Below are 16,257 nucleotides of genomic sequence, written 5' to 3'. Positions count from 1 at the left end.
AAATCCGTCCCCCCGATCGGTTAGGCCGACCTTCCTGGAATCGGCTGCGCAGCGCGGGGAAGATGGAGAAATGCGGGCCGACGCCTGCGCATTCGCCGACGAAGGAGACGATCGTGTCCACGGTTGACAGCTTCGGTGCAAAGAGCACCCTGACGGTCGGCAGCACCGACTACGAGATCTTCCGGATCGACACGGTCGCCGGTCACGAGAAGCTCCCCTTCAGCTTGAAGGTGCTGCTGGAGAACCTGCTCCGCACGGAGGACGGCGCCAACGTCACCAAGGAGCAGATCGAGGCGCTCGGCTCGTGGGTGCCCACGGCCGACCCCGACACCGAGATCCAGTTCACGCCCGCCCGCGTCGTGATGCAGGACTTCACCGGCGTCCCGTGCATCGTCGACCTCGCCACCATGCGCGAGGCCGTCACCGCTCTCGGCGGCGACCCGAACAAGATCAACCCGCTCTCGCCCGCCGAGATGGTCATCGACCACTCGGTCATCGCCGACCTCTTCGGCAGCGAGAACGCCCTCGAGCGCAACGTCGAGATCGAGTACGAGCGCAACGGCGAGCGGTACCAATTCCTCCGCTGGGGCCAGACGGCCTTCGACGACTTCAAGGTCGTCCCCCCGGGAACGGGCATCGTCCACCAGGTCAACATCGAGCACCTGGCCAAGGTCATCTACGACCGCTCGGTCGACGGCGTGCTGCGCGCCTACCCCGACACCTGCGTCGGCACCGACTCGCACACCACGATGGTCAACGGCCTGGGCGTGCTCGGCTGGGGCGTCGGCGGCATCGAGGCCGAGGCGGCCATGCTCGGCCAGCCCGTCTCCATGCTCATCCCACGCGTCGTCGGCTTCAAGCTCAGCGGCGAGATCCCCGCGGGCGTCACCGCGACCGACGTCGTGCTGACGATCACCGACATGCTGCGCCAGCACGGCGTGGTCGGCAAGTTCGTCGAGTTCTACGGCGAGGGCGTCGCTTCGGTGCCGCTCGCCAACCGCGCCACCATCGGCAACATGAGCCCCGAGTTCGGCTCGACCGCGGCGATGTTCCCCATCGACGACGTCACGCTCGACTACCTGCGCCTCACCGGTCGCGACGAGCAGACCGTCGCCCTCGTCGAGGCGTACGCCAAGGAGCAGAAGCTCTGGCACGACCCGGCCCGCGAGCTCGTCTTCAGCGAGTACATGGAGCTCGACCTCGGGACCGTCGTCCCCTCGATCGCCGGACCCAAGCGTCCCCAGGACCGCATCCTGCTCTCCGAGGCCAAGAACCAGTTCGAGAAGGACATCCTCAACTACGCCGGCACGTCGGTCTCCGACTCGATCGTCGACCTCGAGGTCGACGGCACGTTCCCGGCATCCGACCCGGGCTCGGTCCCCGGTGAGGAGCACGAGGAGGTCACCGAGAGCGAGGTGCTCATCTCGTCGGGTCACCCCGCGAACGCGTCGAACCCCGTCAAGGTCACCACGCCCGACGGACAGTCGTACCTGCTCGACAACGGTGCCGTCACACTCGCGGCCATCACCTCGTGCACGAACACCTCGAACCCCTCGGTCATGATCGCGGCGGGTCTGCTCGCCAAGAACGCCGTCGACAAGGGTCTGAAGCGCAAGCCGTGGGTCAAGACGACGCTCGGCCCCGGCTCGAAGGTCGTCACCGACTACTACGAGAAGTCCGGTCTCGACAAGGCGCTCGAGGGTCTCGACTTCTACACCGTCGGCTACGGCTGCACGATCTGCATCGGCAACTCGGGCCCCCTCATCGAGGAGGTCTCCGAGGCGATCAACGAGAACGACCTCGCCGTCACGGCCGTCCTCTCGGGTAACCGCAACTTCGAGGGTCGCATCAGCCCCGACGTGAAGATGAACTACCTGGCCTCTCCGCCTCTGGTCGTGGCCTACGCCCTCGCCGGCTCGATGAACTTCGACTTCGAGACCGACGCCCTCGGCAAGGACCAGAACGGCGACGACGTCTTCCTGAAGGACATCTGGCCCGCGCCCGACCAGGTGCAGACCATCATCGACGCGTCGATCTCGCGCGAACAGTTCATCCAGCAGTACGCCACCGTCTTCGAGGGCGACGAGCGCTGGAAGAACCTGCCCACGCCCACCGGCCCCGTCTTCGAATGGGATGCCGACTCCACCTACGTCCGCAAGGCCCCGTACTTCGACGGCATGTCGATGGAGCCCTCGCCGGTCGCCGACATCACCGGTGCGCGGGTCATGGCGACCCTCGGTGACTCGGTGACGACCGACCACATCAGCCCGGCCGGCAACATCAAGGCGGGCACGCCCGCCGCGCAGTACCTGACCGAGCACGGCGTCGCGCAGAAGGACTTCAACTCCTACGGCTCGCGCCGCGGGAACCACGAGGTCATGATCCGCGGCACGTTCGCGAACATCCGCTTGAAGAACGAGCTGACGGCGGCGGTCAACGACGGCGCGGTCGTCGAGGGCGGCTACACCCGTGACTTCACGCAGCCCGGCGGCCCGCAGTCGTTCATCTACGACGCGAGCCAGAACTACCAGGCGCAGGGCACCCCGCTGGTGATCTTCGGCGGCAAGGAGTACGGCTCGGGCTCGTCGCGCGACTGGGCGGCCAAGGGCACGAACCTGCTCGGCGTCAAGGCCGTCATCACCGAGAGCTTCGAGCGGATCCACCGTTCGAACCTCATCGGCATGGGCGTCGTGCCGCTGCAGTTCCCCGCGGGCGAGAGCTGGAAGTCGCTGGGCCTCGACGGCACCGAGATCGTCTCGATCGAGGGCATCGAGCAGCTCAACGAGGGCGTCACGCCCAAGACGGTGAAGGTCACCGCCGAACCGAGCGAGTTCTCGCCCGAGGGCAAGCAGACCGTCACGTTCGACGCCGTGGTCCGCATCGACACCCCCGGTGAGGCCGACTACTACCGCAACGGCGGCATCCTGCAGTACGTGCTGCGCTCGCTCGTCTGAGCGACACCCGTCAGGTGCCCCGGGAGCCTCGCGCTCCCGGGGCACCTTCGTTTTCCCCTCGGGTAGATTCGACGGATGACGATCTGCCCACGCCAGCCCCGCCCAAGGCCGGCGACGAACGAGGGGACACCTCTGTGCGCAGATCATTCGCCAATGCCGTCTTCCGCCTGACGGGTCACCGTCTCTGCTGCGGCCGCATCCCGGAGTGGGCCGCCCACGTCGGTCAGCCCTGGCGGCCCATCGACGAAGCCCCGCTGAATCTCTACAACGTGATCTGGCGCCTTCAGACCACGCTGCGGGGGTGGATGGACTGACCAGCGGGGCGACACCGCGGCTCTCGCGGTGTCGTCCCTGCGCCCGCGAAGGCGGACACTACCGGAGCGCGATCGGCAAGCCGTTGCCGGGCCCTCCGCACCCCCCGAGACTAGAATCGACAGACGCGCAGACCCCTGCGCGCCCCGCACGAGAGGAGTCACATGGCTCTCCTACCCGGCATCCACGGCCCCCGTGACCTCGACAGCCTGAACCCCGACGAGCTGCGTCAGCTCGCCGCCGAGGTCCGATCCTTCCTCGTCGAGAACGTCGCCCGCACCGGCGGGCACCTGGGTCCGAACCTCGGCGTCGTCGAGCTCACGATCGCCCTGCACAAGGTGTTCGACTCGCCCGCGGATCCCATCATCTTCGACACCGGACACCAGTCCTATGTGCACAAGATCCTCACCGGGCGCCAGGACTTCGAGAACCTCCGCTCGCGCGGTGGACTCGCCGGCTACCCCCAGCGCTCCGAGAGCGTGCACGACGTGGTGGAGTCATCGCACGCCTCCAGTTCGCTCAGCTGGGCTGACGGCGTCTCCCGGGCGTTCAGCCGCACCGGCCGCCGCGATCGCCACGTCATCGCCGTCGTGGGCGACGGTGCCCTCACCGGCGGCATGACGTGGGAGGCGCTGAACAACATCAGCGACGACAACGACCGCAACCTCGTCATCGTCGTCAATGACAACGGACGCTCGTACGCCCCCACCATCGGCGGCATGGCGCGCTACCTCAACCGTGTCCGCACGAACGAGGCGTACCGCACCCTGCACCGCGGCTCCGACACGCTCTTCCGCCGACTGGGTCCGGCGGCCCGCGCCGTCTATCGCGGCGTCCGTGGAGGCACCCACGGCTTCCTCTCGCGCTTCACCAACAACGAAGCGCTCTACAGCAACCTCGACATCAAATACCTCGGCCCGATCGACGGGCACGACTTCGAGTCGCTCATCGAGACGCTCGAACTGGCGAAGTCGTACGGTGCCCCCGTCATCGTCCACGCCATCACCGACAAGGGCAGCGGCTACGCGCCGGCTATGAGCGACGAGGCCGACCAGTTCCACGCGGTGGGCAAGATCGATCCGATCACGGGCGAAGCACTCGGTTCCGGTGGCGGGGTGCAGTGGACCGATGTCTTCGCGGAGGAGCTCGTCACGGTCGGCGCCGAACGCGATGACGTGATCGCGATGACGGCGGCGATGCTGCGCCCCACCGGCCTGCAGAAGTTCGCCGAGCGCTTCCCCGAGCGGGTGTACGACGTCGGCATCGCCGAACAGCACGCCGTGGCATCCGCCGCCGGCCTCGCCTTCGGCGGGCTGCACCCCGTCGTCGCCATCTACGCCACCTTCATGAACCGCGCGTTCGACCAGGTGATGATGGATGTCGCGCTGCACAAGGCCGGCGTCACCTTCGTCCTGGACCGCGCCGGTGTGACCGGCCCCGACGGCCCCAGCCATCACGGCATCTGGGACCTGGCGATGCTGCAGCTGGTTCCCGGTATCCGGATCGCGGCCCCGCGCGACGCCGCCCGTCTGCGCGAGGTGTTCCGCGAGGCCACCGCGGTCGAGGATGCCCCCACTGTCGTGCGTTACCCCAAGGGCAAGGTCAACGACGACGTCGAGGCGATCGAGCGCCTGCATGACGGAGTCGACGTCCTCAGTCGCGGTTCGGGTGAGGACGTCCTCCTGGTCGGCATCGGCCCGATGGTGCACCTGGCCCTCGAGGTCGCGGAACGGCTCAAGGCGCAGGGCATCGGCGCCACCGTGATCGACCCGCGCTGGGCCATCCCCGTGCAGCCCTCGATCGTCGACCTGGCGCGGGAGCACCGTCTGGTCATCACCATCGAGGACGGCATTCGCGTGGGCGGTGTCGGCACGCGGGTCCGTCAGGTGCTGCGCGAGGCCGGAGTCGACACGGCGGTCGACGAGCTCGGCATCCCCGATGAATTCATCGATCACGCCACGCGTGAGCAGATCCTCGAGGATGCCGGTCTCACGGCGTCGAAGATCGCCCACGACGTGGTGGCCCAGGTGCTCGGCACCCGCATCCCCATGGCCCGCCAGACGCCCACCGGCTCGATCCCGACGATCGAGGAGTGGGAGAAGTCGCGCCCGTAGGCGCGTGAGCAAGCGCGAACGGGCCGGGATGCCGATATCCCGGCCCGTTCTGCATGTTCGGCGCCGATCCGCCGTCACCAGTACAGGGGAGGCGACGAGAACAGGCTGAGATCGCAGCAAACGGCCTGTCCTCGTCGCACAGCCTGTTCTCGTGATCATGCCGCGGGCGCGCCTCGCGCACCCTCGCCGTCACGAAAACAGGGCGCTGCACCGAGAACAGGCCGAAACGGCCGGAATCGCCCTGTCCTCGTCGCGCACCCTGTTCTGGTGACGGCGCTCGACTTGCGCGAACGACGACGGCGCCGCCCCCGAGGGGACGACGCCGTCGCGAGGGAGAGTCTCAGCCTCCGATGCCGCGGATGGGCGGGTGGTGGAACGTGTCGCCGAAGGCGCGCTCCGACGCCCCCTCGCGGTCGAGGTAGGGCGAGGCCCCACCGTCGATGAAGGGCCAGCCGGCGCCGAGGATGAGGCACAGGTCGATGTCCTGCACCTCGGGGACCACGCCCTCGTCGAGCATGATCTTGATCTCCTGCGCGAGGCCGTCCTGCACGCGGGCGAGGATCGTCTCGGGCGCGACGGGCGTCTTGCCGGCGACGAGCACCTTCTGCGCGGCCTTGGTCCAGCCGGTGACACGGCCGCCCTTGTCCTTCTCGACGACCTCGGGGAGAGCGGCGAGCTCGTGGAAGTTCTCCGACGAGAAGAATCGGTCGGGGAACGCGTGCGCCATGGTGTCCTGCACGTGCGCGGCGACCTTCCAGCCGACGAGGTCGATCAGCTGGAACGGACCCATCGGCAGGCCGAGCGGCGCGAACGCCTTCTCGACGACCGTGATCGGCGTTCCCTCGTAGACCGCCCGGGCCGCCTCGCCCATGACCTTGGCCAGCAGACGGTTCACGACGAAGCCCGGGGCGTCGGCGGTGAGCACCGCGTTCTTGCCCAGGCCCTTTGCGACGACGAACGCCGTCGACAGAGCGGCGTCGGAGGTGGCATCCGTCTTCACGACCTCGATGAGCGGCATGACCGCGACGGGATTGAAGAAGTGGAAGCCCACGAGACGCTCCGGGTTCTGCAGCACCGAGCCGATTTCAGCCACGGAGAGCGACGAGGTGTTCGTGGCCAGGATGGCGTCGTCGGCGACGATCTTCTCGATCGCAGAGAACACCTCCTGCTTCACGCCGACCTCTTCGAAGACGGCCTCGATCACGAAGTCGCAGTCCGCGAACTCGCTGCGGTCGGTCGTGCCGTGCACGAGCGCGCGCAGCTGGTTGGCGGTGTCGCCGTCGAGGCGCCCCTTGGCCTCGAGCTTGCCGATCTCGTCTCGAATGGATGCCACGCCCTTGTCGACGCGTCCCTGGTCGAGGTCGGTGATGATCACCGGAACCCGGAGCTTGCGCACGAACAGCAGCGCGAACTGCGAGGCCATGAGACCCGCGCCGATGACGCCGACCTTCGTGACCTTCTTCGCCAGCGCCTTGTCGGGGGCCCCGACCGGACGCTTCGCGCGCTTCTGGACGAGGTCGAAGGCATACATGGATGCCGCGAACTGGTCGCCCGTGATGAGCTCGGCCAGCGCCTCGTCCTCGCGCGCGAAGCCCTCGGCCTTCGTACCGCTCTTCGCCTTGTCGAGCAGGTCGAGCGCGACGTAGGGGGAGCGGGGCACGGTGCCGATCTTCGACTCGAGCATTCCGCGGGCCATCTTGATCGCGATGGGCCATTTGGTGAGGCGCTCGAGCTTGCCCGGCTCGTTCTTGCGCTCGACCTTCACACGCCCGGTGAGCACGCCGTCGGCCCATCGCAGCGAGTCCTCGAGGTAGCTGGCCGCCGGGAAGATGGCATCCATGATCCCGAGGTCGAAGGCCTGCTGGGGCTTCAGCATCCGGTTCTGCTTGAGCGGGTTCGAGATGACGACCTCGAGCGCGTTCTCGATGCCGATGAGGTTCGGCAGCAGGTAGGCGCCGCCCCAGCCGGGGATGATCCCGAGGAACACCTCGGGCAGCGCGATCGCCGCCGCCGAGGAGTCGACCGTGCGGTAGGTCGAGTTCAGCGCGATCTCGAGGCCGCCGCCGAGGGCGAGGCCGTTGACGAACGCGAACGAGGGCACGCCCAGCTCCGACAGCGAGCCGATCACCTGGTGTCCGCGCTGCGCGATGAGGCGGGCGACCTCCGTGGAGGGCAGCTTCGCGACATCGGACAGGTCGGCACCGGCGGCGAGGATGTACTGCTTGCCGGTGATCGCGACGGCGTGGATCTCGCCCGCGGCGGCGCGCCTCTTGAGCGTCTCGAGCGTCTGCCCGAGTTCGGCCAGGGTCGCGGGCCCCAGGGTGTTGGGCCGGGTGTGGTCGCGCCCGTTGTCGAGCGTGATCAGCGCCAGCACGTTGCCCGAGGGCAGACGCACGTCGCGGACGGGGGAGTGGGTCACGACCTCGTCCCCGGTCAAGGCGTCGAGAGGCGAGAAGTCGATCGAGGTGTAATCGGTCACTTGCGCTTCTTCTTTCCGTCGAAGAACGGGTTCTCCCAGATGACCGAGCCGCCCTGGCCCAGACCCACGCACATCGCGGTGAGGCCGTAGCGCACGTCGGGTCGCTCGGCGAACTGCGCCGCGAGCTGGATCATGAGGCGGACTCCGGATGCCGCGAGCGGGTGCCCGACGGCGATCGCGCCGCCCCACGGGTTCACGCGCGGGTCGTCGTCGGCGATGCCGAAGTGATCGAGCAGCGAGATCACCTGGATCGCGAACGCCTCGTTCAGCTCGAAGAGCCCGATGTCGTCGATCGTGAGTCCGGCCTTCTTCAGCGCCTTCTCGGTCGAGGGGATCGGACCGATGCCCATGATCTCGGGCTCGACGCCCGCGAACGCGAACGACACCATGCGCATCTTGGGCGCGAGACCGAACTCCTTCACCGCGTCGGCGCCGGCGAGGAGGCTGATGGTCGCCCCGTCGGTCAGGGGCGACGACGTGCCGGCGGTCACCCGACCGTGGGGGCGGAACGGTGTCTTCAGCGTCGCGAGACCCTCGACCGTGGTCTCGGGACGCCGCCCCTCGTCCTCGGTCGCGAGGCCCCAGGCACCGTCGGCATCCTTCACCGCCACCGGCACGAGATCGGGCTGGATCTTCCCGGCCTCGTATGCCGCCTGGACCTTGTGCTGACTCGCGGCGCCGAAGCGGTCGGCACGCTCCTTGGTCAGGTGCGGGAAGCGGTCGTGGATGCGCTCGGCCGTTACGCCCATGTTGAGGGCGCCCGGGTCGACGAGCTTCTCGGTCACGAAGCGGGGGTTGGGGTCGACGTTGCCGCCGATGGGGTGGCGTCCCATGTGCTCGACACCGCCCGCGAGGGCGAGGTCGTACATGCCGACGCCGATCGAGGCGCCCATGGTCGTCACGCTCGTCATGGCGCCGGCGCACATGCGCTCGATCGCCAGCCCCGGCACGGTCATGGGCAGACCCGCGAGGATCGCCGCCGTGCGCCCGAGGGTCAGCCCCTGGTCACCGGTCTGCGACGTCGCGGCGATCGCCACGTCGTCGATCCGGTCCTTCGGCACGTCGCCGTTGCGCTCCATCAACCCGATGATCGCTTTGACGACCAGGTCGTCGGCGCGGGTGTTCCAGTACATGCCCTTCTCGCCGGCGCGCCCGAAAGGGGTGCGCATTCCGTCGACGAAGAAGACGTCCGTCATCTCGGCCACTCTGCCTCCATAGTTTGGGATGACCCCAGCCTAGGAAGAGCACTCGACCGCGCCGAATCGGTTGTCCGAACCTACGAATCCGTGCCAGGGGCCTCGTCGGCCGGTTTGAGGGAAGCTACAAAGCTATCGACGATCACCTGTGCAGTCTGGTCAATCTGCCACGGGCGTGCGCCGAGTTCCGCGAGAGCGGCCCCGACGTTCTCGACCGTGAGGTCGGCCGGGGGCGCCCATGCCAGACGGCGCAGCGACTCGGGGGTGAGCAGGTTCTCGGTCGGCATCCGCAGCTCCTCCGCCCGCGCCTCGACCGCGGGACGCGCGGCCTTGAGGCGACGGTCGGCCTCGGGGTTGCGGTCGGCCCACGCGCGCGGCGGCGGAAGGGTGTCGCTGGGTACCCGGTCGGCGGGGAGGTCCGTGGTCTCGCGTCCCGCCACGATGGCGTTCCACCAGCGGTCCAGCTGCGTACGGCTCGCCCGACCGTTGAACTCCTTGACCGCCGCGAGCGCCTGCTTGCTCGAGGGATCCGCCAGGACGGCCGCCACCAGGGCGCGATCGGGCACGAGCCGACCGGGAGCGACGTCCTGCTCGCGGGCGTAATCCTCGCGCGCCTGCCACAGTGCCCGGGCGATCGCGAGGGAGCGGCGCCCCCGCACGGTGTGCAGGCCGCTCAACCGGCGCCACGGGTCATCGCGCGGAGGCTTGGGCTCGCGATCGAGCACGGCCTGGAACTCCTGCCGCGCGAATTCCGTCTTCCCCTGCTCCGCCAGCTCGGCGACGAGCACGTCCCGCACGTCGATGAGGTGCTCGACGTCGAGACCGGCGTACTCGAGCCAGGATGCCGGCAAGGGGCGCGTCGACCAGTCCGCGGCAGAGTGCGCCTTGGCGAGCGTGATGCCGAGGGTCTGCTCGACGACGGCGCCGAGACCCACCCGCTCGTGGCCGAGCAGGCGCGAACCGAGCTCGGTGTCGAAGATCACCGGCGGCTCGAGACCGCGCTCGCGCAGCGACGGCAGATCCTGGCTGGCCGCGTGGAAGACCCACTCCGCCTCGCCGATCGCGTCCTGCAGGGGGGAGAAGTCGTCGATCGTCGTGGGATCGAAGAGGAACACGCCGGCATCCCGGCGGAACACCTGGATGAGATAGGCGCGCTGCGAATAGCGGAAGCCCGAGGCCCGCTCGACGTCGACCGCGACCGGCCCCGTTCCGGCGGCCAGCGCCTCGCACGCGGCAAGGAAGCCCGCAGCATCCTCGATGACGATGTACTCAACCACGCGTGGGCCTCCGGGCTCCGAACACGGCAACGCCCTCCGACCCCGGGGGGAGGCCGGCGAGCATGCACACGAGCTCCGCCCACGCCTCGAGGTGCGGGCGGAAGGGACCGCGCGGCGACCATGACGCGCGAAGTTCGATCTGCGACCCCTCACCCTGGGCGGCGAGAGCGCCGAACCCGGTCGAGAGGGTCTTGGTGGCGGTGCCCGACTCGGAATGACGGTCGGCTCCGCGCGAGTCCAGCGCGTCGATGAGCCACGACCAGGCGACGTCGGCCAACAGAGGGTCGACCCCGATCTCCGGCTCGAGCGGCGCCTGGGCGAAGCAGACGATGCGCCACGCCCCTCCCCAGGGCTCGGGCTCTTCGGGGTCGTGCAGGAGGATGAAGCGACCGGTGCCGAAGGGCGAGTCGGTGGCGTGCTCCTCGGGGCGCACATCACCGGCGAGGGCGAGCGAGAAGGGCGCCAGACCCGCCGGGGAGGGGATCTCCCGCACGACGAGGTCGTCACGGAACGTCGTGGCACGCACCTCCTCGGCGGCACGCGCGAACGGTCCGGCGGCCTCCGCCGGGCGATGGTCACTCACGGCAGCAGACTAGAGTGAGGCCTCGATGAACGCTCCCAGGCGCGCCGCGGGTCCCCGCGCATCGCGGCGCCGCATCACCGGTTTCCGCATCGCCCTCTCCTCCCTGGGTCTCGCCCTGGCCGCCTCGGCGGGCGCACTCAGCGCCGTCTCGCTGCGCGTCGCCCGCACCGTCGTGCGCCCGGCCGGCCGTCGCCCCGACACCCGCATCCTGCGCCTGGACGCCGCCGCGCAGACCATCACCCTGGCGCGAACGCCCGACACCGCGCTTCCCGGCCGATACGGACTCTTCACCGTCGGTTCGGCCGAGTACCTGCGCCTCGGCGCCATCGTCGGCAGCGAAGAGACGAGCGTCACCCGCAAGCTGCTCACCCACGTCGCCGCCGGCGGTGATCTCGCTGCCGAGGCCGCATTCAGCGGCTGGTACTACGACCAACCCGGTCAGCTGCATCTGCCGTTCCATGATGTCGACATCGAGACCGGAGTGGGCCCGTGCCCCGCGTGGGAGTTCCCCGCCTCCGACCCCACCGACGTCTGGGTGATCCAGGTGCACGGTCGCGGCACCACCCGCGCCGAGACCCTCCGCGCCGTCCCGGTCTTCCACGCGCTCGGCATCACGAGCCTCGTCGTGTCGTATCGCAACGACGGCGACGCCCCGACGAGCCCCTCGGGCACCTACGGCCTCGGCGCGACCGAGTGGCGCGACCTGGATGCCGCGATCGGGTACGCCCGACGGCAGGGGGCGCGCCGCGTCATCCTCATGGGATGGTCGATGGGCGGTGCGCTCGCCCTGCAGGCGGCCCTCGAGTCGCCGCACGGCGACGTGATCGCCGGTCTCGTGCTCGACTCGCCCGTCGTGGACTGGCGCACGGTCCTCGCGTTCCAGGGACGCATGATGCGTCTGCCCGCGCCGGTCATCGCGCTGGCCCAGACCACGATCCGCTCCGGCTGGGGCGCGGCGATGCTGGGCGCTGACGAACCCATTCCCCTCGATCGGCTCGACGTGGTCGCCCGCGCGCGGAGCCTTCGGCATCCCCTGCTCATCCTCCACAGCGACGACGACGGCTTCGTCCCGTCGGACGCCTCGCACGCGCTCGCGACGGCCCGGCCCGACCTCGTCACGATGGAGACGTTCACGACCGCCCGCCACACCAAACTGTGGAACTTCGACGAGACGCGCTGGTCCGACGCCATCGCGCGATGGCTGCGCGAACGGGGTCTTTCCCGAGAGAGCTGATCCCGGATGCCGGAACCCGGCGGGATCACCGAGATCGGCTCGCCCCCGAGGGCGGAGCGCTTCAGGCGGCGCGCTTGGCGCGCACCTGGCGCTTGGCACGCATGAGCATGCCGGTCATGCCGGCGATGCGGAGCGGGCTCACGGCGCGGGTGAGACCGATGCTCTGCGGGAAGTCATCGGGCACGGCGAGCATCTCGTCGGCGCTCAACCCGGTCAGCCCCTGCGCGAGGATGCTGGCGAACCCGCGCGTGGTCGGCGCCTCGGCGGGCGCCGTCGCGTGCATCGCGACGCGGTCGTCATCGTCGACGGTGACGATGATGAACACCGGCGACTGGCATTCCGCCACCCGTTCAGCGAGCTCCGGGTGATCCGCGTACTCCGCGGGCACCTCGGGCAGCTCCTGGGAGAACTCCAGCAGCAGCTGCAGGCGGTCGGGCTCGTCGAGCTCGAGGAACTCCTCGCGGATCTCGGCGAGGCGGGCGGGGAGGGCGATTTCGGACATCACCGTCATCCTCCCACGCCCACCGCGGCCGGGCTCAGCGACCCGGGACCTCACCCGGCTCGGCGCCGGCGACGATCGGCACGCGCACGGCGCTGCCCCACTCGGTCCACGAGCCGTCGTAGTTGCGCACGTCGTCGAAGCCGAGCAGGTGCTTGAGTACGAACCAGGTGTGGCTCGAGCGCTCGCCGATGCGGCAGTACGCCACGATCTTGTCGCCGTCGGCCAGGCCCGCACCGTCGCGGTAGATGGCATCCAGTTCGGCACGCGACTTGAAGCCGCCGTCCTCGGCGACCGCCTTGCCCCACGGCACGCTCTGCGCGCTCGGGATGTGACCGGCGCGCAGCGCGCCCTCCTCGGGGTAGGCGGGGGCCGTGGTGCGCTCGCCGGAGTACTCCTCGGGGGAGCGCACATCGATGAGGGGGTTGCCGAGGTGGGCGAGCACGTCGTCCTTGTAGGCACGCAGCAGGGAGTCGTCGCGCTCGACGACCGGGTAGTCGGTGGGCTCGACGACGGTCTTTTCGGTGGTGAGGGGGCGTCCCTCGGCGATCCACTTGTCGCGGCCGCCGTCCAGCAGCCGCACGTCCTCGTGGCCGAACAGCGAGAACACCCAGAGGGCGTACGCGGCCCACCAGTTGTTCTTGTCGCCGTAGATCACGACGGTGTCGTCGCGGGAGATGCCCTTGCCGCTCAGCAGCTTCGCGAAGCCCTCGCCGTCGACGTAGTCGCGCACGACGGGGTCGTTGAGCTCGGTGTGCCAGTCGACCTTCACCGCCCCGGGGATGTGACCCGTCTCGTACAGCAGCACGTCCTCGTCGGACTCCACCACGACGAGCCCCGGCGCCCCGAGACGCTCCTGCAGCCATTCACCGGTGACGAGTCGGCCGGGCTCGGAGTACTCGGCGAATTTGGGGGAGGTGGTGTCGATCTCGACGGTCACGGAGAACTCCTCTTGTCGGGGCGGCAGGAACGGCGGCATAGGGTGGACACCGCACCATCGACCCTAGATCCGCGGCAGGGGGCACGCACCCCTCCCGTAAGACTGCGACACAGGACGGCCATGACCTCTACGCCCGCGACGACCGGCCTCATCCACCTCACCGATCGCGAGCCCGCGGTCACGGGCGCCGAGATGGTGAGTGCACTGGTGCCGCCGCCGCAGTTCGACGGGGCGACGTTCGAGTCGTACCGAGCGGACGACGCGTACCCCTCGCAGCAGGAGGCCAAGGAGCTGCTTCAGGCCTTCGCGGGCAAGCAGTCGGCCCCGGCCAAGAAGGGCGGGTTCTTCCGCCGCGCCGAGAAGACGCCGCCCATCAAGCCCGGGGTCTACCTCGACGGCGGGTTCGGCGTCGGCAAGACGCACCTCCTCGCGTCGATCTACCACGCGATGCCCGCCCGCCGGAAGTACTTCGGCTCCTTCATCGAGTACACCGCCCTCGTGGGCGTGCTCGGCTACGCGAAGGCGGTGGAGCTGTTCCGCGGTTCCGACCTGCTGTGCATCGACGAGTTCGAGCTCGATGACCCGGGCGACACGATGGTCATGACGCGGCTCCTCGGCGAGCTGGTCGCATCCGGAACCCGACTCGCCGCGACCTCGAACACCCCGCCGAACGCGTTGGGCGAAGGTCGCTTCGCGGCGCAGGACTTCCTGCGCGAGATCCAGTCGATGTCCGACAGCTTCCGCACGATCCGCATCGACGGCACCGACTTCCGCCAGCGCGCCATCGACGGTGAGGCGAAAGCGCTCTCCGGCGACGAGTACCGGACAGCGCTGGATGCCGCGGCCTCCGGCTCGGTGGCCTCCGACGACGCGTTCACCGACCTCGTCGGGCATCTGGCTCGGGTGCACCCGTCGCGCTTCATCCGCCTGATCGACGGCGTCGACGTCATCGGTCTGCGCGATGTCGAGGTGCTGCACGACCAGTCGGCCGCCCTTCGCCTGGTGGCCTTCGTCGACCGCGCCTACGACGCCCAGATCCCGATCCGCGCCACGGGGGTCGCGCTCAACTCGGTGTTCGGCGACGAGATGCTCGCCGGGGGATACCGGAAGAAGTACCTCCGCGCGGTGTCGCGCCTGGTCGCGCTGACGCACTCCTGAACCCGGTTCATCAGTGCCTCCCATCGGCGCGAAACGCGATGTTTACCGGAGGGCCGCGCCTGTAACCTTCGCGAAACACGGGGCGGACGGCGGTGGTAACCGCGACTGGGAACACTGAGGGGACCCGACGCTTTACCTGCGTCCCTGCAGAGAGGTTTCCTCCGAGATGGATCAAGGCAACACCGCATTCATCCTGATAGCAGCGGCACTCGTGCTGCTCATGACGCCAGGACTCGCGTTCTTCTACGGCGGCCTGGTCAAGGCCAAGAGCGTCATCAGCATGATGATGATGAGCTTCGGCGCCATGGGCCTCATGGGGGTCCTCTGGGTGCTCTACGGCTACTCGATCGCGTTCCCGACCACGGCTGAGGGCACCACCCAGTTCCCGTGGGCGATCGACCCCAGCAACTTCAGCCTCGCCGGCGTCCTCGAGACGCCCGAGGGCGCGGCCTACCCGCCGCTCGCCTTCGTCGCGTTCCAGGCCACCTTCGCCATCATCACCGTCGCCCTGGTCTCGGGTGCCATCGCCGACCGCGCCAAGTTCGGCGCGTGGATGATCTTCGCCGGCATCTGGGCCACCGTGGTGTACTTCCCGGTCGCCAGCTGGGTGTTCAACTTCGGCCTCGCCGACGACGCGTCGTTCTCGTACGGCGGCTGGATCACGCACGGTCTGCAGGACGTCTTCGGCGTCGGCGCGATCGACTTCGCCGGTGGAACCGCTGTGCACATCAACGCCGGTGCCGCCGCCCTGGCCCTCGCTCTGGTGCTCGGCAAGCGCGTCGGCTTCCAGAAGGGCGCCCACGTCCCCCACAACCCGCCGTTCGTGCTGCTGGGCGCCGGTCTGCTGTGGTTCGGTTGGTTCGGCTTCAACGCCGGCTCCGAGCTCGCCGCCGACGGCACCGCCGCGCTGGCCTTCGTCAACACCATCGCCGCACCGGCCGCCGCGCTGCTGGCCTGGCTGATCGTCGAGAAGATCAAGGACGGCAAGCCCACCTCGGTCGGCGCCGCCTCCGGTGCCGTTGCGGGTCTGGTCGCCATCACGCCCGCCTGCGCCGCCCTCACGCCGTTCTGGGCCATCGTCCTGGGTCTGCTCGCCGGTGCGGTCTGCGCCCTGGCCATCGAGCTGAAGTTCAAGCTCGGCTTCGACGACTCGCTCGACGTGGTCGGCATCCACCTCGTCGGCGGTCTGATCGGAACCCTGTACCTGGGCATCTTCGCCACGGGCACGGGCCTCATCAACAGCGGTTCGTTCAACCAGCTGATCGTCCAGGCGATCGCGGCCCTCGCGGTGCTCGTGTACTCGTTCGTGCTCGCCTTCGTCATCGGCTTCGCGATCGAGAAGACGATCGGCTTCCGCGTGAAGAACGAGGACGAGATCGCCGGTATCGACACCGTCGTCCACGGAGAAGAGGGCTACGTGCTCTCCGACGTGCGCGGCTGAGTCCGCTTCACCCCGAGCGGGGCGCCACCGATTCGTCGGCGGCGCCCCGTTCCGCGTGTCTAGGGTGGGC

General features: G+C 69.1%; 12 protein-coding genes. 6 read left to right on the top strand and 6 right to left on the bottom strand.

From position 1 onward, the window contains the following. The first annotated feature begins 113 nt into the window (after positions 1 to 113). The 3 genes from acnA (at position 114) to dxs (ending at position 5,380) form a co-directional block, all read left to right on the top strand. Entirely contained in the window at positions 114 to 2,954 is a 2,841-nt protein-coding gene (gene acnA, locus AB0N80_RS14315) for an aconitate hydratase AcnA (protein ID WP_363391619.1), read from the top strand. A gap of 134 nt (positions 2,955 to 3,088) precedes the next feature. Next, entirely contained in the window at positions 3,089 to 3,268 is a 180-nt protein-coding gene (locus AB0N80_RS14310; protein WP_315995710.1) for a hypothetical protein, read from the top strand. A gap of 162 nt (positions 3,269 to 3,430) precedes the next feature. After that, positions 3,431 to 5,380, top strand: coding sequence for a 1-deoxy-D-xylulose-5-phosphate synthase (dxs, locus tag AB0N80_RS14305; RefSeq protein ID WP_363579078.1), 1,950 nt, complete (start codon positions 3,431 to 3,433; stop codon positions 5,378 to 5,380). A 340-nt stretch (positions 5,381 to 5,720) separates the two neighbouring features. Here the strand turns inward: dxs and AB0N80_RS14300 are convergent, their stop codons facing one another. From AB0N80_RS14300 to AB0N80_RS14285, 4 genes are all read right to left on the bottom strand, one after another. Beyond that, entirely contained in the window at positions 5,721 to 7,859 is a 2,139-nt protein-coding gene (locus AB0N80_RS14300; RefSeq protein WP_363579077.1) for a 3-hydroxyacyl-CoA dehydrogenase NAD-binding domain-containing protein, read from the bottom strand. After that, complete coding sequence (locus AB0N80_RS14295) at positions 7,856 to 9,064, bottom strand: thiolase family protein (RefSeq protein WP_363579076.1); 1,209 nt, start codon at positions 9,062 to 9,064, stop codon at positions 7,856 to 7,858. The genes AB0N80_RS14300 and AB0N80_RS14295 overlap by 4 nt, the downstream gene beginning before the upstream one ends. 71 nt (positions 9,065 to 9,135) lie before the next feature. Next, positions 9,136 to 10,332: an HRDC domain-containing protein gene (locus tag AB0N80_RS14290; protein WP_363579075.1), complete on the bottom strand. Its 1,197-nt coding sequence runs from the start codon at positions 10,330 to 10,332 to the stop codon at positions 9,136 to 9,138. Then, positions 10,325 to 10,915, bottom strand: a complete 591-nt coding sequence (locus tag AB0N80_RS14285; RefSeq protein WP_315995715.1) for a DUF3000 domain-containing protein — start codon at positions 10,913 to 10,915, stop codon at positions 10,325 to 10,327. The genes AB0N80_RS14290 and AB0N80_RS14285 overlap by 8 nt, the downstream gene beginning before the upstream one ends. A 25-nt stretch (positions 10,916 to 10,940) precedes the next feature. Here AB0N80_RS14285 and AB0N80_RS14280 point away from each other — a divergent pair, with 25 nt between their 5' ends. Beyond that, the gene (locus AB0N80_RS14280) at positions 10,941 to 12,149 is read left to right on the top strand and encodes an alpha/beta fold hydrolase (protein WP_363579074.1); all 1,209 of its coding nucleotides are present in this window, start codon (positions 10,941 to 10,943) and stop codon (positions 12,147 to 12,149) included. Between the two features lie 61 nt (positions 12,150 to 12,210). Here the strand turns inward: AB0N80_RS14280 and AB0N80_RS14275 are convergent, their stop codons facing one another. Continuing rightward, positions 12,211 to 12,651: a SufE family protein gene (locus AB0N80_RS14275; RefSeq protein ID WP_315995717.1), complete on the bottom strand. Its 441-nt coding sequence runs from the start codon at positions 12,649 to 12,651 to the stop codon at positions 12,211 to 12,213. Positions 12,652 to 12,685: 34 nt separating this feature from the next. Next, a complete protein-coding gene (locus AB0N80_RS14270; protein WP_315995718.1) occupies positions 12,686 to 13,588 on the bottom strand; it encodes a sulfurtransferase in 903 nt (300 codons plus the stop codon). A 120-nt stretch (positions 13,589 to 13,708) separates the two neighbouring features. Here AB0N80_RS14270 and zapE point away from each other — a divergent pair, with 120 nt between their 5' ends. Both zapE and AB0N80_RS14260 read left to right on the top strand, forming a co-directional pair. Next, on the top strand, positions 13,709 to 14,746 hold the full coding sequence (gene zapE / locus AB0N80_RS14265; RefSeq protein WP_363391601.1) for a cell division protein ZapE: 1,038 nt from the start codon (positions 13,709 to 13,711) through the stop codon (positions 14,744 to 14,746). 166 nt (positions 14,747 to 14,912) lie between these two features. Next, on the top strand, positions 14,913 to 16,187 hold the full coding sequence (locus AB0N80_RS14260; protein WP_315995720.1) for an ammonium transporter: 1,275 nt from the start codon (positions 14,913 to 14,915) through the stop codon (positions 16,185 to 16,187). Positions 16,188 to 16,257 lie beyond the last annotated feature (70 nt).

It is taken from the genome of Microbacterium sp. NPDC089188 (genome assembly GCF_040685155.1).
Classification (GTDB): domain Bacteria; phylum Actinomycetota; class Actinomycetes; order Actinomycetales; family Microbacteriaceae; genus Microbacterium; species Microbacterium galbum.
This window is presented reverse-complemented; position numbering and strand designations above follow the sequence as displayed.

Excerpts from the sequence above, each read along its gene's own strand:
- dxs (WP_363579078.1), top strand. The coding sequence starts at position 3,431 with ATGGCTCTCCTACCCGGCATCCACGGCCCCCGTGACCTCGACAGCCTG.
- AB0N80_RS14280 (WP_363579074.1), top strand. The coding sequence starts at position 10,941 with ATGAACGCTCCCAGGCGCGCCGCGGGTCCCCGCGCATCGCGGCGCCGC.
- AB0N80_RS14275 (WP_315995717.1), bottom strand. The coding sequence starts at position 12,651 with ATGTCCGAAATCGCCCTCCCCGCCCGCCTCGCCGAGATCCGCGAGGAG.
- zapE (WP_363391601.1), top strand. The coding sequence starts at position 13,709 with ATGACCTCTACGCCCGCGACGACCGGCCTCATCCACCTCACCGATCGC.
- AB0N80_RS14260 (WP_315995720.1), top strand. The coding sequence starts at position 14,913 with ATGGATCAAGGCAACACCGCATTCATCCTGATAGCAGCGGCACTCGTG.